This window comes from Sphingomonas kyeonggiensis, from assembly GCF_014196745.1.
Lineage (GTDB): Bacteria > Pseudomonadota > Alphaproteobacteria > Sphingomonadales > Sphingomonadaceae > Sphingomonas > Sphingomonas kyeonggiensis.
In genome coordinates, this window is record NZ_JACIEH010000002.1 from 442,300 (window position 1) to 455,982 (window position 13,683).

Annotated in this window: 13 protein-coding genes; 1 reads left to right on the plus strand and 12 read right to left on the minus strand. The window is 66.8% G+C overall.

The genetic code is table 11. The annotated features are described in order from the left end of the window. Window positions 1-30: 30 nt before the first annotated feature. From GGR46_RS11210 to GGR46_RS11260, 11 genes are all read right to left on the minus strand, one after another. Window positions 31-1,032, minus strand: coding sequence for a hypothetical protein (locus tag GGR46_RS11210; RefSeq protein ID WP_183997689.1), 1,002 nt, complete (start codon window positions 1,030-1,032; stop codon window positions 31-33). Then, window positions 1,029-3,587, minus strand: a complete 2,559-nt coding sequence (locus tag GGR46_RS11215; RefSeq protein WP_183997691.1) for a fimbrial biogenesis outer membrane usher protein — start codon at window positions 3,585-3,587, stop codon at window positions 1,029-1,031. Before GGR46_RS11215 ends, GGR46_RS11210 begins: the two co-directional genes overlap by 4 nt. Further along, complete coding sequence (locus GGR46_RS11220; protein WP_183997693.1) at window positions 3,562-4,320, minus strand: fimbrial biogenesis chaperone; 759 nt, start codon at window positions 4,318-4,320, stop codon at window positions 3,562-3,564. The genes GGR46_RS11215 and GGR46_RS11220 overlap by 26 nt, the downstream gene beginning before the upstream one ends. Window positions 4,321-4,351: 31 nt before the next feature. Then, window positions 4,352-4,918: a hypothetical protein gene (locus tag GGR46_RS11225; RefSeq protein WP_183997695.1), complete on the minus strand. Its 567-nt coding sequence runs from the start codon at window positions 4,916-4,918 to the stop codon at window positions 4,352-4,354. Next, window positions 4,915-5,499: a hypothetical protein gene (locus GGR46_RS11230; RefSeq protein ID WP_183997697.1), complete on the minus strand. Its 585-nt coding sequence runs from the start codon at window positions 5,497-5,499 to the stop codon at window positions 4,915-4,917. The genes GGR46_RS11225 and GGR46_RS11230 overlap by 4 nt, the downstream gene beginning before the upstream one ends. 13 nt (window positions 5,500-5,512) lie before the next feature. Next, window positions 5,513-6,076 carry a hypothetical protein gene (locus GGR46_RS11235; protein ID WP_183997699.1) on the minus strand — a complete coding sequence of 188 codons (564 nt, stop codon included), beginning with the start codon at window positions 6,074-6,076 and terminating at the stop codon, window positions 5,513-5,515. A 39-nt stretch (window positions 6,077-6,115) separates the two neighbouring features. After that, the gene (locus GGR46_RS11240; RefSeq protein ID WP_183997701.1) at window positions 6,116-6,667 is read right to left on the minus strand and encodes a hypothetical protein; all 552 of its coding nucleotides are present in this window, start codon (window positions 6,665-6,667) and stop codon (window positions 6,116-6,118) included. Window positions 6,668-6,735: 68 nt separating this feature from the next. After that, a complete protein-coding gene (locus tag GGR46_RS11245) occupies window positions 6,736-7,296 on the minus strand; it encodes a hypothetical protein (RefSeq protein WP_183997703.1) in 561 nt (186 codons plus the stop codon). Window positions 7,297-7,414: 118 nt separating this feature from the next. Next, window positions 7,415-8,014, minus strand: coding sequence for a hypothetical protein (locus GGR46_RS11250; protein ID WP_183997705.1), 600 nt, complete (start codon window positions 8,012-8,014; stop codon window positions 7,415-7,417). A 406-nt stretch (window positions 8,015-8,420) separates the two neighbouring features. Continuing rightward, window positions 8,421-10,217 carry an IlvD/Edd family dehydratase gene (locus GGR46_RS11255; RefSeq protein ID WP_183997707.1) on the minus strand — a complete coding sequence of 599 codons (1,797 nt, stop codon included), beginning with the start codon at window positions 10,215-10,217 and terminating at the stop codon, window positions 8,421-8,423. Between the two features lie 10 nt (window positions 10,218-10,227). Beyond that, a complete protein-coding gene (locus GGR46_RS11260; RefSeq protein ID WP_183997709.1) occupies window positions 10,228-11,373 on the minus strand; it encodes an aldose epimerase family protein in 1,146 nt (381 codons plus the stop codon). A 144-nt stretch (window positions 11,374-11,517) separates the two neighbouring features. On the opposite strand from GGR46_RS11260, the gene GGR46_RS11265 reads away from it, so the two are divergent. Continuing rightward, window positions 11,518-12,825, plus strand: coding sequence for a sugar MFS transporter (locus GGR46_RS11265; RefSeq protein WP_183997711.1), 1,308 nt, complete (start codon window positions 11,518-11,520; stop codon window positions 12,823-12,825). Window positions 12,826-12,880: 55 nt separating this feature from the next. Here the strand turns inward: GGR46_RS11265 and GGR46_RS11270 are convergent, their stop codons facing one another. Continuing rightward, window positions 12,881-13,618 (minus strand): FadR/GntR family transcriptional regulator, encoded by a 738-nt coding sequence (locus GGR46_RS11270; protein ID WP_183997713.1) that lies wholly within the window; start codon window positions 13,616-13,618, stop codon window positions 12,881-12,883. Window positions 13,619-13,683 lie beyond the last annotated feature (65 nt).

Below are 13,683 nucleotides of genomic sequence, written 5' to 3' on the forward strand. Positions count from 1 at the left end.
TCCAGTCCCCCTGGTCCGGCCCTGGCCGGATCAGGGGCAGGTCACGCCTGGCGTACCCGCGGCCAGCGGGGATACGGTGACGGTCAGTATGTCCTGGTAGACGGAGGCAGGCGTCCGCGTCTTGCCTCCCTCCAGCAACGTGACCTGCAGCGGCAGCAATATGCCCTGGGGCGACCCGGCCAGTCCGGCGCGGGTGCAGGTCTTGGTGATCGGCGTCGTCGCCGTCGGGCTGCGCGTCTGGCCGACAAAGGTCGCCGAATAGCCGAGCGACTGGATCGGGTTCGTCGGATTGCCGCCGGAGAAGGTCATCCGGTAGTTGTTCTGCGACGTCATGTTGATCGTATAGGGCCCGGAGCTCGCCACCCGCACATAGCCGGTGCGCACGATCGGCGTGCCCGCCACATCGGCATCGGTCTTGTCGCCCACTTCCCCGAAATCGAGCGCCGGGCCGGCATAGGCCGCCTGCAGCGCGCTCAGCACATTGACGTTGATGTGGATCGCGCTCGACAGCTTGGTCGGCGTGTTGACGTCGTCCATGCCGCCCGTGCCCTTGCAGACGAACAGGATGTCGAAGTCGATTGGCAGGCCGGCCGACAGGTCGACATTGGCCGGCACCGTGACGACCAGGTTGAACGGCGTCGACTGATCCGGCTGCGATGCACCGCCGAAATTGTAGTTGATCTCCCCCGCGGCCTGCGAGTTGATCGTCGGGTGCCCCATGGTGTTGCCCTCTGTGTAGAGGATGCTCGTGCCGTTGTAGAGGACCTGGTAGTTGGGCGTGCCTACCGGCTTGGTCAGCACGAAATTGACCGTCTGGGTCTTGGCCGATCCGGTGCCGAAGCGCGTCAGGACCAGGGGAATGGTCACCTGGGTCAGTCCGCTCGGCGAGAAGGGGTCGTAGGTGATCGTCGGCGAGGCGAGCGCCTGGCCGGTGACGCCGCAGGTCCCCTTGCCCTGTGCCCAGGCTGGCGCGGCTTCGGCGACGCAGAGGACGCCGCAGACAGCTGCGATCAGCTTTAGCTTCTTGCTCATTGCTTGGTCCCGTCCTTCGCTGCAGGCGTGAGCTCGCCAAGGCGCACGACGCCTTCGGCATTCTCCGCAATATCAATGGTGTAGCTGCTCTTCTCGCTGTCGAGCATGTCGATCCGCCAGCGGCCGGCGGCCAGGCCGGTGGCGGCGAAGCGGCCCTCGCGGTTGGTGAACACCACCACGGGTTCACGCTCCGGATGCGCCAGCTCGGTCGCCTTGCCGGTGACCAGCGAGACCGGATCGCCGTTGCGATCGGTCATCCGGCCCATCGCGGTCAGATTGTAGCCCGAGCCGACGTCCAGCCGGTAGCCGCTGCGATAGGGCGGGAAGAGGCGATAGGCACCCTGGCCCAGGTCATAGCCGGCGGGCGCGTTCGGCACGTCAATCTTGACCGTGCGCTCGGAATAGGAGCTCAGGCTCGGCTGCAGGGCGGTTCCCAGCGCGCCGGTGGAGGCGACATAGCCGAACTCCGTCGGATCGACGCGGATATTGGCGCCCTTCAGGCTCTCATGGCCCTTCACCACGGCGAAGCTGTCATAGATGGGCCGGCCGATCGTCAATGCGCCATCGGCCAGGGCGATCGCCGTGCCGAAGCGGAACGAAGTGCGCTGTCCGGTCGATCGGCCGAAATCATCGTCGAAGGTGCCGAAATGGCTGAAGCCCAGATCGGCGCGGTCGGTGACATAATTGCCTGCGACGCTGACGCCGGCGCCATTCTGGTCGCGCTCGACATCGGCGGCGATGTTGTAGGAGCCGACGCCCTGGCCGTGCATCATGTTGTACGACAGGCGGGCCCGCTCGGTGCGCGTGTCGTAATCGGCGCGCAGGTTGGAATAGCGGCCGAGGCGCAGCGTCAGGCTGAGCAGTCCGCCGGGGCCGGAGCGGACATTGTCGCGCTCGTATCGGAAATCGCCGGTCATGGTCAGGCGATCGTTGATCCGCCAGCCCATGGTGGCACGGGCCGTGTAGAGGTCGCGCTGGGTATCGCGGCCGCGCGAATAGCGTCCGTCGATGCCGCCATAGAGATAATCGGTGAAGGTGTGCGAATAGCCACCGCCGGCCTCCCAGGCAAAGGGGTTGCGCGGGATCACCGTGCCGATCGGACCGAAGTCGCGGCTGCGGCTCTCGAAGAACATCGTGATCGAGTCCGAGCGGCCATTGGGGCGCTGGATCAGCCGCTGGAAGGTCGCCAGCGCGGCGCGGCCATTGCCGATGCCGTCGATGTGCGAATAGGAGAAGCTGCCCGCGAAGGTGCCGAGCGAAGTGCCCCATACCGCTTCGACGCCCCCCATCACCACCCGGCTGTCGGCCTGGATGTTGGCGCCCAGGGTGAGCGCGTCGCTCATGCCGTGGCGGATGAAGGCGGAAACCGCGGGCTTGCTCGAATAATTGGGGCCGTGCGCCTCGAGCGGGGCCATCACGCCGGCATAGAGGCCGAACTCGCTCAATCCCGCCGAGAGCTGTGACTGGTCGAGGAAGACGTTGAAGCGGAGGACCTCGCTGCGCCCGGCATCGTCGAGGATGTTCAGGCGAACATCGTTCGCACCCTGGGTGAAGGGGAAGTCGCGCAGGTTATAGGTGCCGGGCGCCAGCTGGAGCCGGCGGACCAGCTCGCCATTCACGTACACCTCGACGGTCGACGATCGGGTGAGCTGGAAGCTGCGGTCGCCGCGCGGTCGCACGATCTCCTGCGGCTGCAATACGCTATAGGAGCGGAAGACCGACAGGCCGGCGATGTCGGGCACCGACTGGAAACCGCGGGTGACCGGCTGGAGGTCGCCCAGCGTCCAGCGGACCAGGTGCTTGGGATCGTCATAGACCAGGCGCGTGCCGAGCCGCTGGAAATCGGTGGCGTTGCTGCCGGGCTGCCAGACCGCCTGGCTCTCGAGCACCGCGCCCATTGCGCGGGCCGCGCCGTCGAGGAACAGCACTGGCGACTGCAGGCCCTTGTCGGCGCCGCTCCAGAGGTAATCCACGTTGCCGCGGATGTTCAGATAGGCGCTGAACTCGGCCGGTTTCACATAGGTGCCGATCTTGTCGCGCTCGAGCGGGCTGACCATCACGGTGCGCGTCGCGCGGCGCTCGCTGGCGATGTCCATCGCGATCGCCAGCTGTTGCGGATCGTAGCGGAGCTGGATGCCGGAGGACTGGAACGCTTCGGGACCGATCGCCGTCTTGCCCGCGAAGCTCGCCTGCAGGTTGCGCAGCACGTCCGGATCGAGGACGTTGGACAGCAGGTCCATCAGCCGCCGCGACGAGAACTCGATCGAGTCGTCGGGCTGGATCGTGACGACGATGTCGCCGAGATAGACCGGGCCGTCCTTGGCCGCCACGGTCAGCGTCACCGGCTTGCCCGTCGGGTTGATCCGCGCCTGGGGCTCGGTGCCGCTACTCGACGGCTTGGGCAGTACGATGTGGCGTTCCTGTTCCTGGGTCGTCTGCTTCCCGTCCTCATCGGCGCGGGCGGCGGGCGACAGGGCAAGATGGGCGCAGCCCGCCATCAGGGCGAGTGCCGCATAGCGCAGGGAGCGCTTAGCCTTCGGGCGTGAATTGGGCATCGATCGTGCCTTCACTGGTGGGAAGCTGAACGGGGATGAGCAGCCGACGGGTTTGCCCCGCACCGACCAGGCCGAAGCCTACGGTTTGCTGGATTTCCGGCCCGGCGAGCGTGCGGCGGAAGACTTCCTTGCCACTGCGATCGCGCTCGACGATCCGCAGCCGGCCCTTGGAGAGATAGCCGTGTGCCGGGCTGTCGTTGGTCAGCGTGATCGCCGCCACCGGCTGGCCCTTCTCGTCGCGCGCGACTTCGCTCTGCGCGATCTTGAGCTGCGCCTTGGCGCCCGCCGGCTTCACGCTCACCAGCACCTGGAAATTGTACAGGATCTGGATCGCGGACTGGCCCTGGGGCAGCTGCACCGGCAGCTGGGCGACCGTGACGTAGTAATGCTTGCTGCGCGCCAGCGCGGGATCGCCGATATATTGCACGCGGAAGGACTGGGTCTGGCCCGGCTGGATGATCGCCTGGGGCGGGAAGATCAGCAGGTCGCCGGAGTCCTTGCCGGTGCCGTGCAGGCCCGTCTGGTCGAAGGTCAGCTCCTCGACGCGCAGCTCGACGGGCAGCGGCTGGGTGAAAGTGTTCTCCACGGTGATCGTCTGGCTCATCCCGCTGCCGGTGGGAGACAGATCGATCACGACGGGCTGCACGGTCTCCGCCTTCACCAGCGGACTGCTCGCGAGCATCGCGGCGGCGAGCGCCGTGCCGAGAGCGAGACCATGGATCCACTTCTTCATGTGTGTTTCTCCTGGGAACGGGATCGGAGCCTCAGTCGGCCACCTGGACCTCGAGGACGATCTCGTCGGTGTAGTTGCCGGCCACGAGGGGAGCCCCGCCGCTGGTCAGGGTGAAGAGCACGGCGAGATCGCCCGAGCGGGGACCGCCCGCGTCGATCACGATAGGGGCACCGTCATCGGTGCTGCGGTCGGTCTGGTCGGCACCCCAGCGGATGCCGAGCCGGTAGGGCAGCAGCTGACGGAAGGGGGCGACGCTGGCCACGGCCGGACCTTCGCGGCGCAACCCGCCATTGCCGCTGCGCAGGATGATCCGGTGGGGGGCGTTGCAGATGACCGGCAGCTCGACCCGGATCGCGGCGGCCAGTGGCGTCGCATCGGTCAGGCTGGCGAGCTGGTCGATCCGGATGCGGCCGGTTCCGGCCGACACGGGATCGAAGCTGGCATTGTTGCCGCTGGCGCCGGCGGGCGACTTCATCAGGCAGGCGGCAGGCGCCTCGCCGATGATGTCGAGATGCGCGGTGACCGGCTGGGGCTGGTTCTGGGCCAGGGCCGACGCCGGAAGCAATGCCAGCGCCGCGGGGAGCAGGATCCTGATCATTGCTGCGGCTCCAGGGTTATGCGCAGCGTGTCGCCATAGGTGCCGGCGACGAGCGGCGCGTTTGCGCGGTGATTGGTGGCACCGGCGTCGATCACGAGGTTGAGCTGGAGCGTGCCGGTCGCGGTCGCGCCCACGTACAGGGTGCCTTCGGACATCCGGCGCAGCCGGGCATCGGCGAACAGTGCCAGCGTCTGCGATGCCCAGAGGAGCGTCGCGCGATAGGGCACTGCGTCGCCGAACCCTTCGGGCGCGACGCCACTGCGTTCGCCGGTCCGCCAAAGCCCGTTGTTCTGGCTCTCCACCCGCAGCAGGTGCGGGAACGCGCAGACCGCGTCGAAGCTGATCTCCGCCGATGCGGGCCGGGTCGACAGCGTGGTGCCATCGACCAGCTGGTCGATCGGCAGGCTGTTGCCGTTGATGCCGCGGAAATTGGCCTGGGCGCCGCCCAGGCGCGGCGCGCCGAGCGTGCAGGTTCCGGGCACCTGGCCGGTCACGTCGAACGGCCGGACTTCGCTGCTCGTCTGCGCGACGGCAGGGAGCGGGAGCAGGACCGCGATCGCGAGGATGGAGAGGCTGCGCATGGTGGGCACTCCCTCAATCGGCCACCGACAGCGTTACCGTGACCGCACCGCGATAGAGCGGGTCGGAGACGAGCCGCAGCCCGGTGCCTCCGCCGGTCAGGAAGTTGTCGAGGGTGATGGTGATGTCGCTCTGGAACGCGGTGTCGCGATTCTGCGAGGCGGCTGGATTGCTGGCGGCGCCGGTCGTGAAGACCGCGGACGTCGGCGACCAGCCGCTGGCGGTGGCGCGATAGTTCACCGTCCGCGAGAAGCCGGCCGGCGGCGTGCCCGTGGCGTTCTGCGTCAGCAGCGGCGTCGCCTCGACCGAGATCACGCTGCGGGAGCTGCAGAAGGCGCCGGTCAGCGTCCGGGTCGGGGCGGGCAGATTGGTGCGCAGCAGGCCCGTCGAAGTATCGATGAGCACGCCGAGATCGATGTTGCTCCCGCCGGTCAGCGTCCCGCCGAAGCAGAGCGACGGCACCGTGCCGGTCACGGTCACCGTCCCGGAGGAGGTCGTGCCCGTGGTCTGGGCGATTGCCGGTGCGCAGATGACCAGCGAGGTGGTCAGTGCAGCGCGGAAAACCATATGCTTGTTCATGCTTGCCTCCCAAATCGGTCCGGTGAGGTGCCCGGCGGATCAGTCTCCGCCGCCACTGAAGTTGGGCGTCAGGGTCACGATGACCTGGCCGCCGTAATTGCCGGCGACGAGCAGGCCGCTTCCCGGCGTCGAGGATTGCGACAGCGTCACCCGGATGTTGCCGGTGAACAGGCCGACATTGACCGGGCTGCCCGGGCCGGGGTTGGCGGCCAGCGAGCTGTCGGTCGCGGAGGTGCTGTTGGCAGCGGCGGTGGCGAGATAATCGACCCGCGTATCGAAGCCGGCGATGGGCGCGCCGCTATAGTCGAGGTTGAGCAGCGGCTGCGCTTCGACGGTCATCGTCGCCGCAGTGCCGTTGCACCAGCCGACCAGGTCGCGGAACTGGTTGTCCACGCGGGTCGTGTCGAGCTTGCCGGCCGAGGCGCCGGTGCCGCTCTGCGAGATTTCCCCGAGCGCGATGACCGCGGAGGGAATGGTGAAGAGGCAGCGATCGGCGACGGATCCGTTCACGGTCACCGTGCCGTTCGACTGTGCCAGTACCGGGGTCGCGACCAGCGCGGCCGGAACGGCGAGCAGGAAAGAAATGCGCATAGTCGTTCTCCCGAAGGAAATGTCTGGACGAGGGAGGAGAGGGGGCGGCCTCCCTCGCCCAGCACGGGTCAGGCGGAGGGGCTCACGGTGAGCGCGATCACACCCGAGTAAGAGCCGGCTTCGAGCATGTCGGCGGCATTGGTCGTGTTGCCGTTCGAAACCGTGAGGACGATGTTGTTCGGCGAATTCGCCAGGTGGTCGCCGACGAGCGCCGTGGTCGGACCTGCGACGTTGGAGGTGTCGATCGCCGAGGTGGTGCCGCCGCCGGCCTTGGAAGCGGCCATCGTCGCGGTGTAGTGCACGGTGTTGGTGTACCCCGTGGTCGGGGTCAGGATCGCGCTATTGACCAGGGCCGACGCGTCGACCGAGATTTGCGGATTGGCACTGGTGCAGGTCACCGTGAACGAGCGGGTCAGGCCGCCGATATTGCCCGAGAGGGTCGAATTGATCTTGCCATCGGCATTGGCGAGTTCGCCCAGGTTGATGGCGCCGTTCAGCCCGCCCGCGGACGTGCACTTGGCGGCGACCGTGCCGGTCACCGTGACATTGCCCGACACGCTCTGCGCGGCTGCCGGGACCGCCGCGAACGCCGAACCGGCGAGAAGGGCGGTGAACAGGAACTTCTTCATAATGCTCTCCTTTTAAAGTCGGACAGACGAGGCCGGGGCCGGCGCGACTGCCATTTCACTTGGGGTAGAAGCCCGGGGTTTCTGGCGCCGGCCGCCGGGCCGAACCGGCAGTTCGGCGTCAGGGCGATGCGCTCAGTGTCACCGTCAGGACGTCGGAATAGGTACCGTTCACCAGCGCCAGGGCGCCGGCATAGGGAGGGGCGGCGACGCGCAGGTACGAACCCGCCTGCGCCGTCGAGGCGGCCGGGAGGCGAAGCCCCTGCGAGGTGTTCGCCGGGCCGAGGAAGCTGCAGGAGGAACCGGTCGGCAGCGTCGCTGCGGTGCAGGTCGCGTCCGCGGTCGTGCCGCCGCCGGTGGCGACCAGGTGCAGGCTCACATTATAGGGTGCGAGGACCGTGTATCCGGTCGGGGCGGTTCCCGTGGTACGGAGCCCGCCATTCTGCGACACCACTGCGACACGCGAGGGGCCGGTGCAGTCGAGCACGAACGAGAAGTCGTGCGCCAGGCCGTTCACGTCGAAATCATTCTGGTTGAAGGAGCCGTTCGGGGCGCTTGCGAAGCCGCATCGGCCGCCGACGGAAGCCGTTACCGGGATCGACAGGACGATCTGATTGGGCGTGCGGCCCGAGTCAGGCGAATAAGCGGTGGTCTGGGCCGATGCGGCGTTGATCCACGCCGTCGTGCATACCGCGATTGCCAGATGCGTACGTGTGCGCATGTCCTCACCCTTCTGGTACGCGAGGCCAGCGGCACCGCGTCTGACAGAAGGAATGGTGAACAAACTGTTAGGGGGAACTTGTGGTTGTTCCCATGTCGGTAATTGCGTAGTGCTCGACTAACACACTAGGCCACTATATTGATATTGCTGGATTTAAGGTCGAGCCCGGAATCCCGGTAAAGGCCGCGTCCCGAATCGGTGCAAACCTGAAACTCAAATTCCGCCGAAATGGTGTGGTGTTATCTGGGCCCGTTCTCGGGCCTTGTTGCGAAAGGACGCGCGATTCCGCGTCCTGTTAACCTATTCGCAGAGTAAAATCGGCGTGACCGTGGCGAATTTCACCCTGGTCACGCCGGTTTTCGAGTCGTTGGCCGCGCCCGAGTCGCGGGGCGGACTGGACGATGACTCAGTGATTGTCGCGGGGCAGGCCCCTGGTCTGTGCGATCTTCTGGTACTTCTCCGCACCTTCGAGGATCGCACCGGTCTCCATCTGGCCGACGATTCCGCGCTGGATTTCCTGCCAGGGCGTCTGCGAGGCGGGGTAGGGGTATCCGCCCGCTTCCGCCAGCACGCGGCGGCGCTCGGCCAGTTCCTCGTCCGGGATCAGCACATCGGCGGTGCCCTTGCGCAGGTCGATGCGGACCCGGTCGCCGGTGCGGATCAGCGCGAGACCGCCCATCGCCGCAGCCTCGGGGCTGGCATTGAGGATCGACGGGCTGCCCGACGTGCCCGACTGGCGGCCATCGCCGATGCAGGGCAGGGCGTGCACGCCTTCGCGGATCAGATAGGCTGGCGGACGCATGTTCACCACTTCGGCCGCACCCGGATAGCCGATCGGACCGGCGCCGCGCATGAACAGCAGCGTCTCCGGCGTGATGCCGAGTGCTGGGTCGTCGATACGGTGGTGGTAATCCTCCGGCCCGTCGAACACTACGGCGGGGCCTTCAAAGGCCTCCGGATCCTCGGGGTTGGAGAGATAGCGGGCACGGAAGGCCTGATCGATCACGCTGGTCTTCATGATCGCCGAGTCGAACAGATTGCCGCGCAGCACGACGAAGCCGGCCTCTTCCTTGAGCGGCGCCTCGAAAGGACGGATCACCTTCTCGTCCTCGATCGCGACGCCGCGGCAATTGTCGCCGATCGTCTTGCCGTTGACGGTGACGGCGCCTTCGTGGATCAGCCCCTGGCCCATCAGCTGCGCGACCACCGCGGGCACGCCGCCGGCGCGGTAATAATCCTCGCCCAGATACTCGCCGGCCGGCTGCAGGTTGACCAGCAACGGCACGTGATGGCCCTTCTCCTGCCAGGTATCGAGCGGCAGCTCGACGCCGATATGGCGGGCGATCGCGTTGATGTGGATCGGCGCGTTGGTCGAACCGCCGATCGCCGAATTGACGACGATCGCGTTCTCGAACGCCTCGCGGGTCAGGATGTCCGAGGGCTTGAGATCCTCGGCGACCATCTCGACGATGCGCTTGCCGGTGTCATAGGCGACTTCCTGGCGGTCGCGGTACGGCGCCGGGATCGCGGCCGAGCCGGGGAGCGACATGCCCAGCGCCTCGGTCAGCGAGTTCATCGTCGTCGCAGTGCCCATCGTGTTGCAATAGCCGGTCGAGGGGGCCGAACTGGCGACGAGCCGGATGAATTCCTTCGCCTCGATCTCGCCGGCTGCGAGCAGCTCGCGCGCCTTCCACACGATCGTGCCCGAACCGGTCCGCTCGCCCTTGTGCCAGCCGTTGAGCATCGGGCCGACCGACAGGGCGATCGCCGGGATGTTCACGGTGGCCGCCGCCATCAGGCAGGCCGGCGTGGTCTTGTCGCAGCCCACCGTCAGCACCACGCCATCCAGGGGGTAACCGTAGAGCAGCTCGACCAGCCCGAGATAGGCGAGGTTGCGGTCGAGGCCCGCGGTCGGCCGCTTGCCGGTTTCCTGGATCGGGTGGACCGGGAATTCGAGCGCGATGCCGCCCATCTCGCGAATGCCTTCGCGCACCCGCTCGGCCAGCACCAGGTGATGGCGGTTGCAGGGGCTCAGGTCGCTGCCGGTCTGGGCGATGCCGATGATCGGCTTGCCCGACTGGAGCTCCTCCAGGCTCAGCCCGAAGTTGAGGTAGCGCTCCAGATAGAGCGCGGTCATGTCGATATTGTCGGGATTATCGAACCAGGCGCGCGAGCGCAGCTTGGGCTGGTTTTCAGAAGTCATGCCAATTCCGTTACTGGGTTACCGAGAGGCGGTAGACCATGACGTGCCGATAGGGCTTGCCGGGGTCGACGCGCGCGGAGACGAAGCCCGGCTTGTTGGGAGCGTCCGGGAATTTCTGGGGCTCGAGCGCGATGCCGTCGCCCTGGCGATAGAGGTGGCCCGACTTGCCGTAATAGGTGCCGTCGAGGAAATTGCCGGTGTAGAACTGCACGCCCGGCTCGGTGGTCAGCACTTCGAGCACGCGGCCCGATGCCGGATCCTCGAGCCGCGCGGCGAGCTCGGGCCTGGCGGTCACGCCCTTGTCGAGCGCGAAGTTGTGATCATAGCCCAGGCCGAAGCGGATCTGCTCGTCGCGGCCGTCGCGCAGGTCCTGGCCGATCAGCCGGGCCTTGCGGAAATCGAACACCGTGCCTTCCACCGGGCGCAGCTCGCCCGTGGGGATCAGCTTGGCGTCGACCGGGGTATAGGCCTTGGCGGGTATGGTGAGCAGATGCCCCATCGCGCCGGTGGGGGAGCCTTCGCCGGCCAGGTCGAAGATCGCGTGGTTGGTCATGTTGACCACGGTCGGCTTGTCGGTCGCCGCGTCATAGCTGATGGTCAGCGCGCCGCTCTCGTCGAGCGCGTAGGTGACCTTCACTTCGAGCTTGCCGGGATAGCCCGATTCGCCGTCCGGGCTCGTCAGCGCGAACACCACGCTGGCGCTCGGCCCGCTGTTCACCGAGACGATGCGCCAGATCTTCTTGTCGAAGCCCTGGCCGCCGCCGTGCAGCGAGTTGGTCTTGTCGTTGAGCGGCAGCTGGTAGCTCTTGCCGTCGAGCGTGAACTTGCCGCCGGCGATGCGGTTGGCATAGCGGCCGACGGTGACGCCGAAGAAATTGGGGCGGCTCTCATAGGTCGCGGCATCGTCATAGCCGAGCACGACATCGGCAATCTTGCCGGTGCGGTCGGGCCCCTTGAACGATTGCAGCGTCGCGCCGTAGCTCAGGATTCGCGCGGACACGCCCTTGGCGTTGGTCAGCGTCACGGCCTCGACCGCGGTGCCGTCCTTGAGCGTCCCGGCATTCTCGCGCCTGGCGTCCGACGCCAGCGCGGATTGCGCCACTGCCAGCGTTGCCAGGGCGGTTGTTGCCAGTGCTGCCTTGCCAAAGCGACCCATAGTCTCTCCCAATGCTCTGAATCCGCGCCGTTGACGTGCGCCATGGGTCTTTATAGTCTGACAAAAAATAGAAGCGCAAGCTGGCTCGAAGTCGCATATGCGAGTCCTCGAACCAGATGATCCACACAGGAGAAGATCCGAAAAATGCCAGCGCCCATCAACGCAGCCCCGGCAGTGGGCACCCAGTCGGGCCGGCAGGCCGGCGGCTATGGCCCAGCGCTATCGCTGCTCGCCAGCCTCTTCTTCATGTGGGGCTTCATCACCGTCATCAACAACACGCTGCTGCCCCACCTGCGCAGCGTGTTCGAGCTCAGCTACACCCAGACCACGCTGATCGAGAGCGTGTGGTTCATCGCCTATTTCGTCGCCTCGATCCCCTCGGCCAAGCTGATCGAGCGGATCGGCTACCAGAAGTCGCTGGTGATCGGGCTGTTGATCATGGCGGCCGGATCGCTGGGCATGATGCTGGCGGCGAGCATTCCCTCCTATGGCGTCACGCTGGCGATGCTGTTCGTGATCGCCAGCGGCATCACCCTGCTCCAGGTCGCCGCCAATCCCTATGTCGCGGTGGTCGGCAAGCCGGAGACTGCCTCGTCGCGACTCAACCTGGTCCAGGCGATGAACTCGGCGGGCACGATGCTTGCCCCTGCCTTCGGCGCCTATCTCATCCTCGGCCGCTCCAAGGGCGGCACCGCCGAATCCGGCGTGGTACTGACCCATGCCGAGCGGCTTGCCGACGCCCAGTCGGTGATCCTGCCCTACGGCCTGGTCGCCGTGGTGCTGATCGTGCTCGCGATCGTGATCGCGCGCTTCCCGCTGCCGGCGATCGGATCGGCGACCAGCCGCGTCTCGCGCGAGGAGCGCAAGAAGCATTCGCTGTGGAAGCACCGCAACCTGGTGTTCGGCGTGCCGGCGATCTTCATCTACCTGATCGCCGAGATCGGCGTCGCCAACCTGTTCGTGAACTTCGTCAGCCAGCCCGATATCGCCAACCTGACGCATGAGCAGGCCGGCAAGTACCTCACCTTCCTGTGGGGCGGGATGATGGTCGGCCGCTTCGTCGGTTCGGCGCTGATGCAGCGCATCCGGGCGGAGACGGTGCTGGCGGGCTGCTCGATCGGTGCGTTCGTGGTGATGCTCGTCACGGTCTTCGCGCATGGCGAAGTGGCGATGTGGTCGCTGATCCTGGTGGGCCTGTTCCACTCGATCATGTTCCCCACCATCTTCACGCTCGGCATCCGCGGCCTCGGCCCGCTCACCGAGGAAGGTTCGGGCCTGCTGATCATGGCGATCGCCGGCGGCGCGCTGGTGGTGGTGCAGGGCTGGCTCGCGGACCAATATGGCCTGCAGCTGTCCTTCCTGCTGACCGCGCTGTGCGAAGTCTATGTGCTGTTCTACGCGCTATGGGGCGCCAAGCCGACCAACGCGCTGCCGGATCAGCACGCAGCCTGATCCAGACGCCGGGTAAAACGAAGCGCCCCGCCGGAAACGGCGGGGCGTTTTCGATTCAGCCCATCGAGCTGCGGGTGTCTTCCAGGGCGAGATCGACGAGCAGGCGCATCGCCTCGCTCGCGGCATCGCCATCGCCCGCCGCGATCGCGTCATAGACGCGGACATGGTCGGGGATCGGGTTGCGAGGCAGGGTGCGCGAGCGCTGCTTGAACTGGGTGGTCCACGATACCGCCGCACCGATGCTGGCGCTCAGCACGATCAGCGCGTCGTTGCCGGTCGCCTGCAGGATCGCATTGTGGAAGTCGCGGTCGGCCGAGCGCCCGGCATCGGTGGCCAGCGTCTTCTGGCGCATCTCGGCCAGTGCCGTCTTCATGACCTTCAGGTCGTCCTTGGTGCGCCGTTCGGCGGCGAGCCGGGCGGCGGCGGGCTCGACGATGGCGCGCAGCTCGAACAGGTTGCGGATGAACTCGATGTCGGGCTCGCCGGTGAAGGCCCAGGCGAGAACATCGGGATCGAGCAGGTTCCAGCGGCTGCGCGGCAGCACGCGCGTGCCCGCCTTAGTGCGGCTCTCGACCAGCCCTTTGGCGGCGAGCACCTGCACTGCCTCGCGATAGGCGCTGCGCGAGACGTTGAGCGCTTCGGAGAAGGTCACCTCGGCTTCGAGCTTGTCGCCAGGCGCATATTCGCCGGACACGATCGCGGAGCCGAGCTTGTGGGCAATCGCGCCGTGCAGGCGCCGGCCGGTGCCGCGCTTGGGCTTTTCGCCTTCGTTGTCCTGCGCTTCGTCCTGCATCCGGGCTATCGTGATTTGTCCTCTCCCGCCCATCCTTAACAGCCGCAACGAACAAGCGGAACGAA

What these genes read in the sequence shown, in the direction of transcription:
- GGR46_RS11255 (WP_183997707.1), bottom strand. Translation starts at nt 10,217, where the DNA reads ATGACTTCTGAAAACCAGCCCAAGCTGCGCTCGCGCGCCTGGTTCGAT.
- GGR46_RS11225 (WP_183997695.1), bottom strand. Translation starts at nt 4,918, where the DNA reads ATGATCAGGATCCTGCTCCCCGCGGCGCTGGCATTGCTTCCGGCGTCG.
- GGR46_RS11220 (WP_183997693.1), bottom strand. Translation starts at nt 4,320, where the DNA reads ATGAAGAAGTGGATCCATGGTCTCGCTCTCGGCACGGCGCTCGCCGCC.
- GGR46_RS11230 (WP_183997697.1), bottom strand. Translation starts at nt 5,499, where the DNA reads ATGCGCAGCCTCTCCATCCTCGCGATCGCGGTCCTGCTCCCGCTCCCT.
- GGR46_RS11250 (WP_183997705.1), bottom strand. Translation starts at nt 8,014, where the DNA reads ATGCGCACACGTACGCATCTGGCAATCGCGGTATGCACGACGGCGTGG.
- GGR46_RS11240 (WP_183997701.1), bottom strand. Translation starts at nt 6,667, where the DNA reads ATGCGCATTTCTTTCCTGCTCGCCGTTCCGGCCGCGCTGGTCGCGACC.
- GGR46_RS11270 (WP_183997713.1), bottom strand. Translation starts at nt 13,618, where the DNA reads ATGCAGGACGAAGCGCAGGACAACGAAGGCGAAAAGCCCAAGCGCGGC.
- GGR46_RS11265 (WP_183997711.1), top strand. Translation starts at nt 11,518, where the DNA reads ATGCCAGCGCCCATCAACGCAGCCCCGGCAGTGGGCACCCAGTCGGGC.
- GGR46_RS11215 (WP_183997691.1), bottom strand. Translation starts at nt 3,587, where the DNA reads ATGCCCAATTCACGCCCGAAGGCTAAGCGCTCCCTGCGCTATGCGGCA.
- GGR46_RS11245 (WP_183997703.1), bottom strand. Translation starts at nt 7,296, where the DNA reads ATGAAGAAGTTCCTGTTCACCGCCCTTCTCGCCGGTTCGGCGTTCGCG.
- GGR46_RS11210 (WP_183997689.1), bottom strand. Translation starts at nt 1,032, where the DNA reads ATGAGCAAGAAGCTAAAGCTGATCGCAGCTGTCTGCGGCGTCCTCTGC.
- GGR46_RS11260 (WP_183997709.1), bottom strand. Translation starts at nt 11,373, where the DNA reads ATGGGTCGCTTTGGCAAGGCAGCACTGGCAACAACCGCCCTGGCAACG.
- GGR46_RS11235 (WP_183997699.1), bottom strand. Translation starts at nt 6,076, where the DNA reads ATGAACAAGCATATGGTTTTCCGCGCTGCACTGACCACCTCGCTGGTC.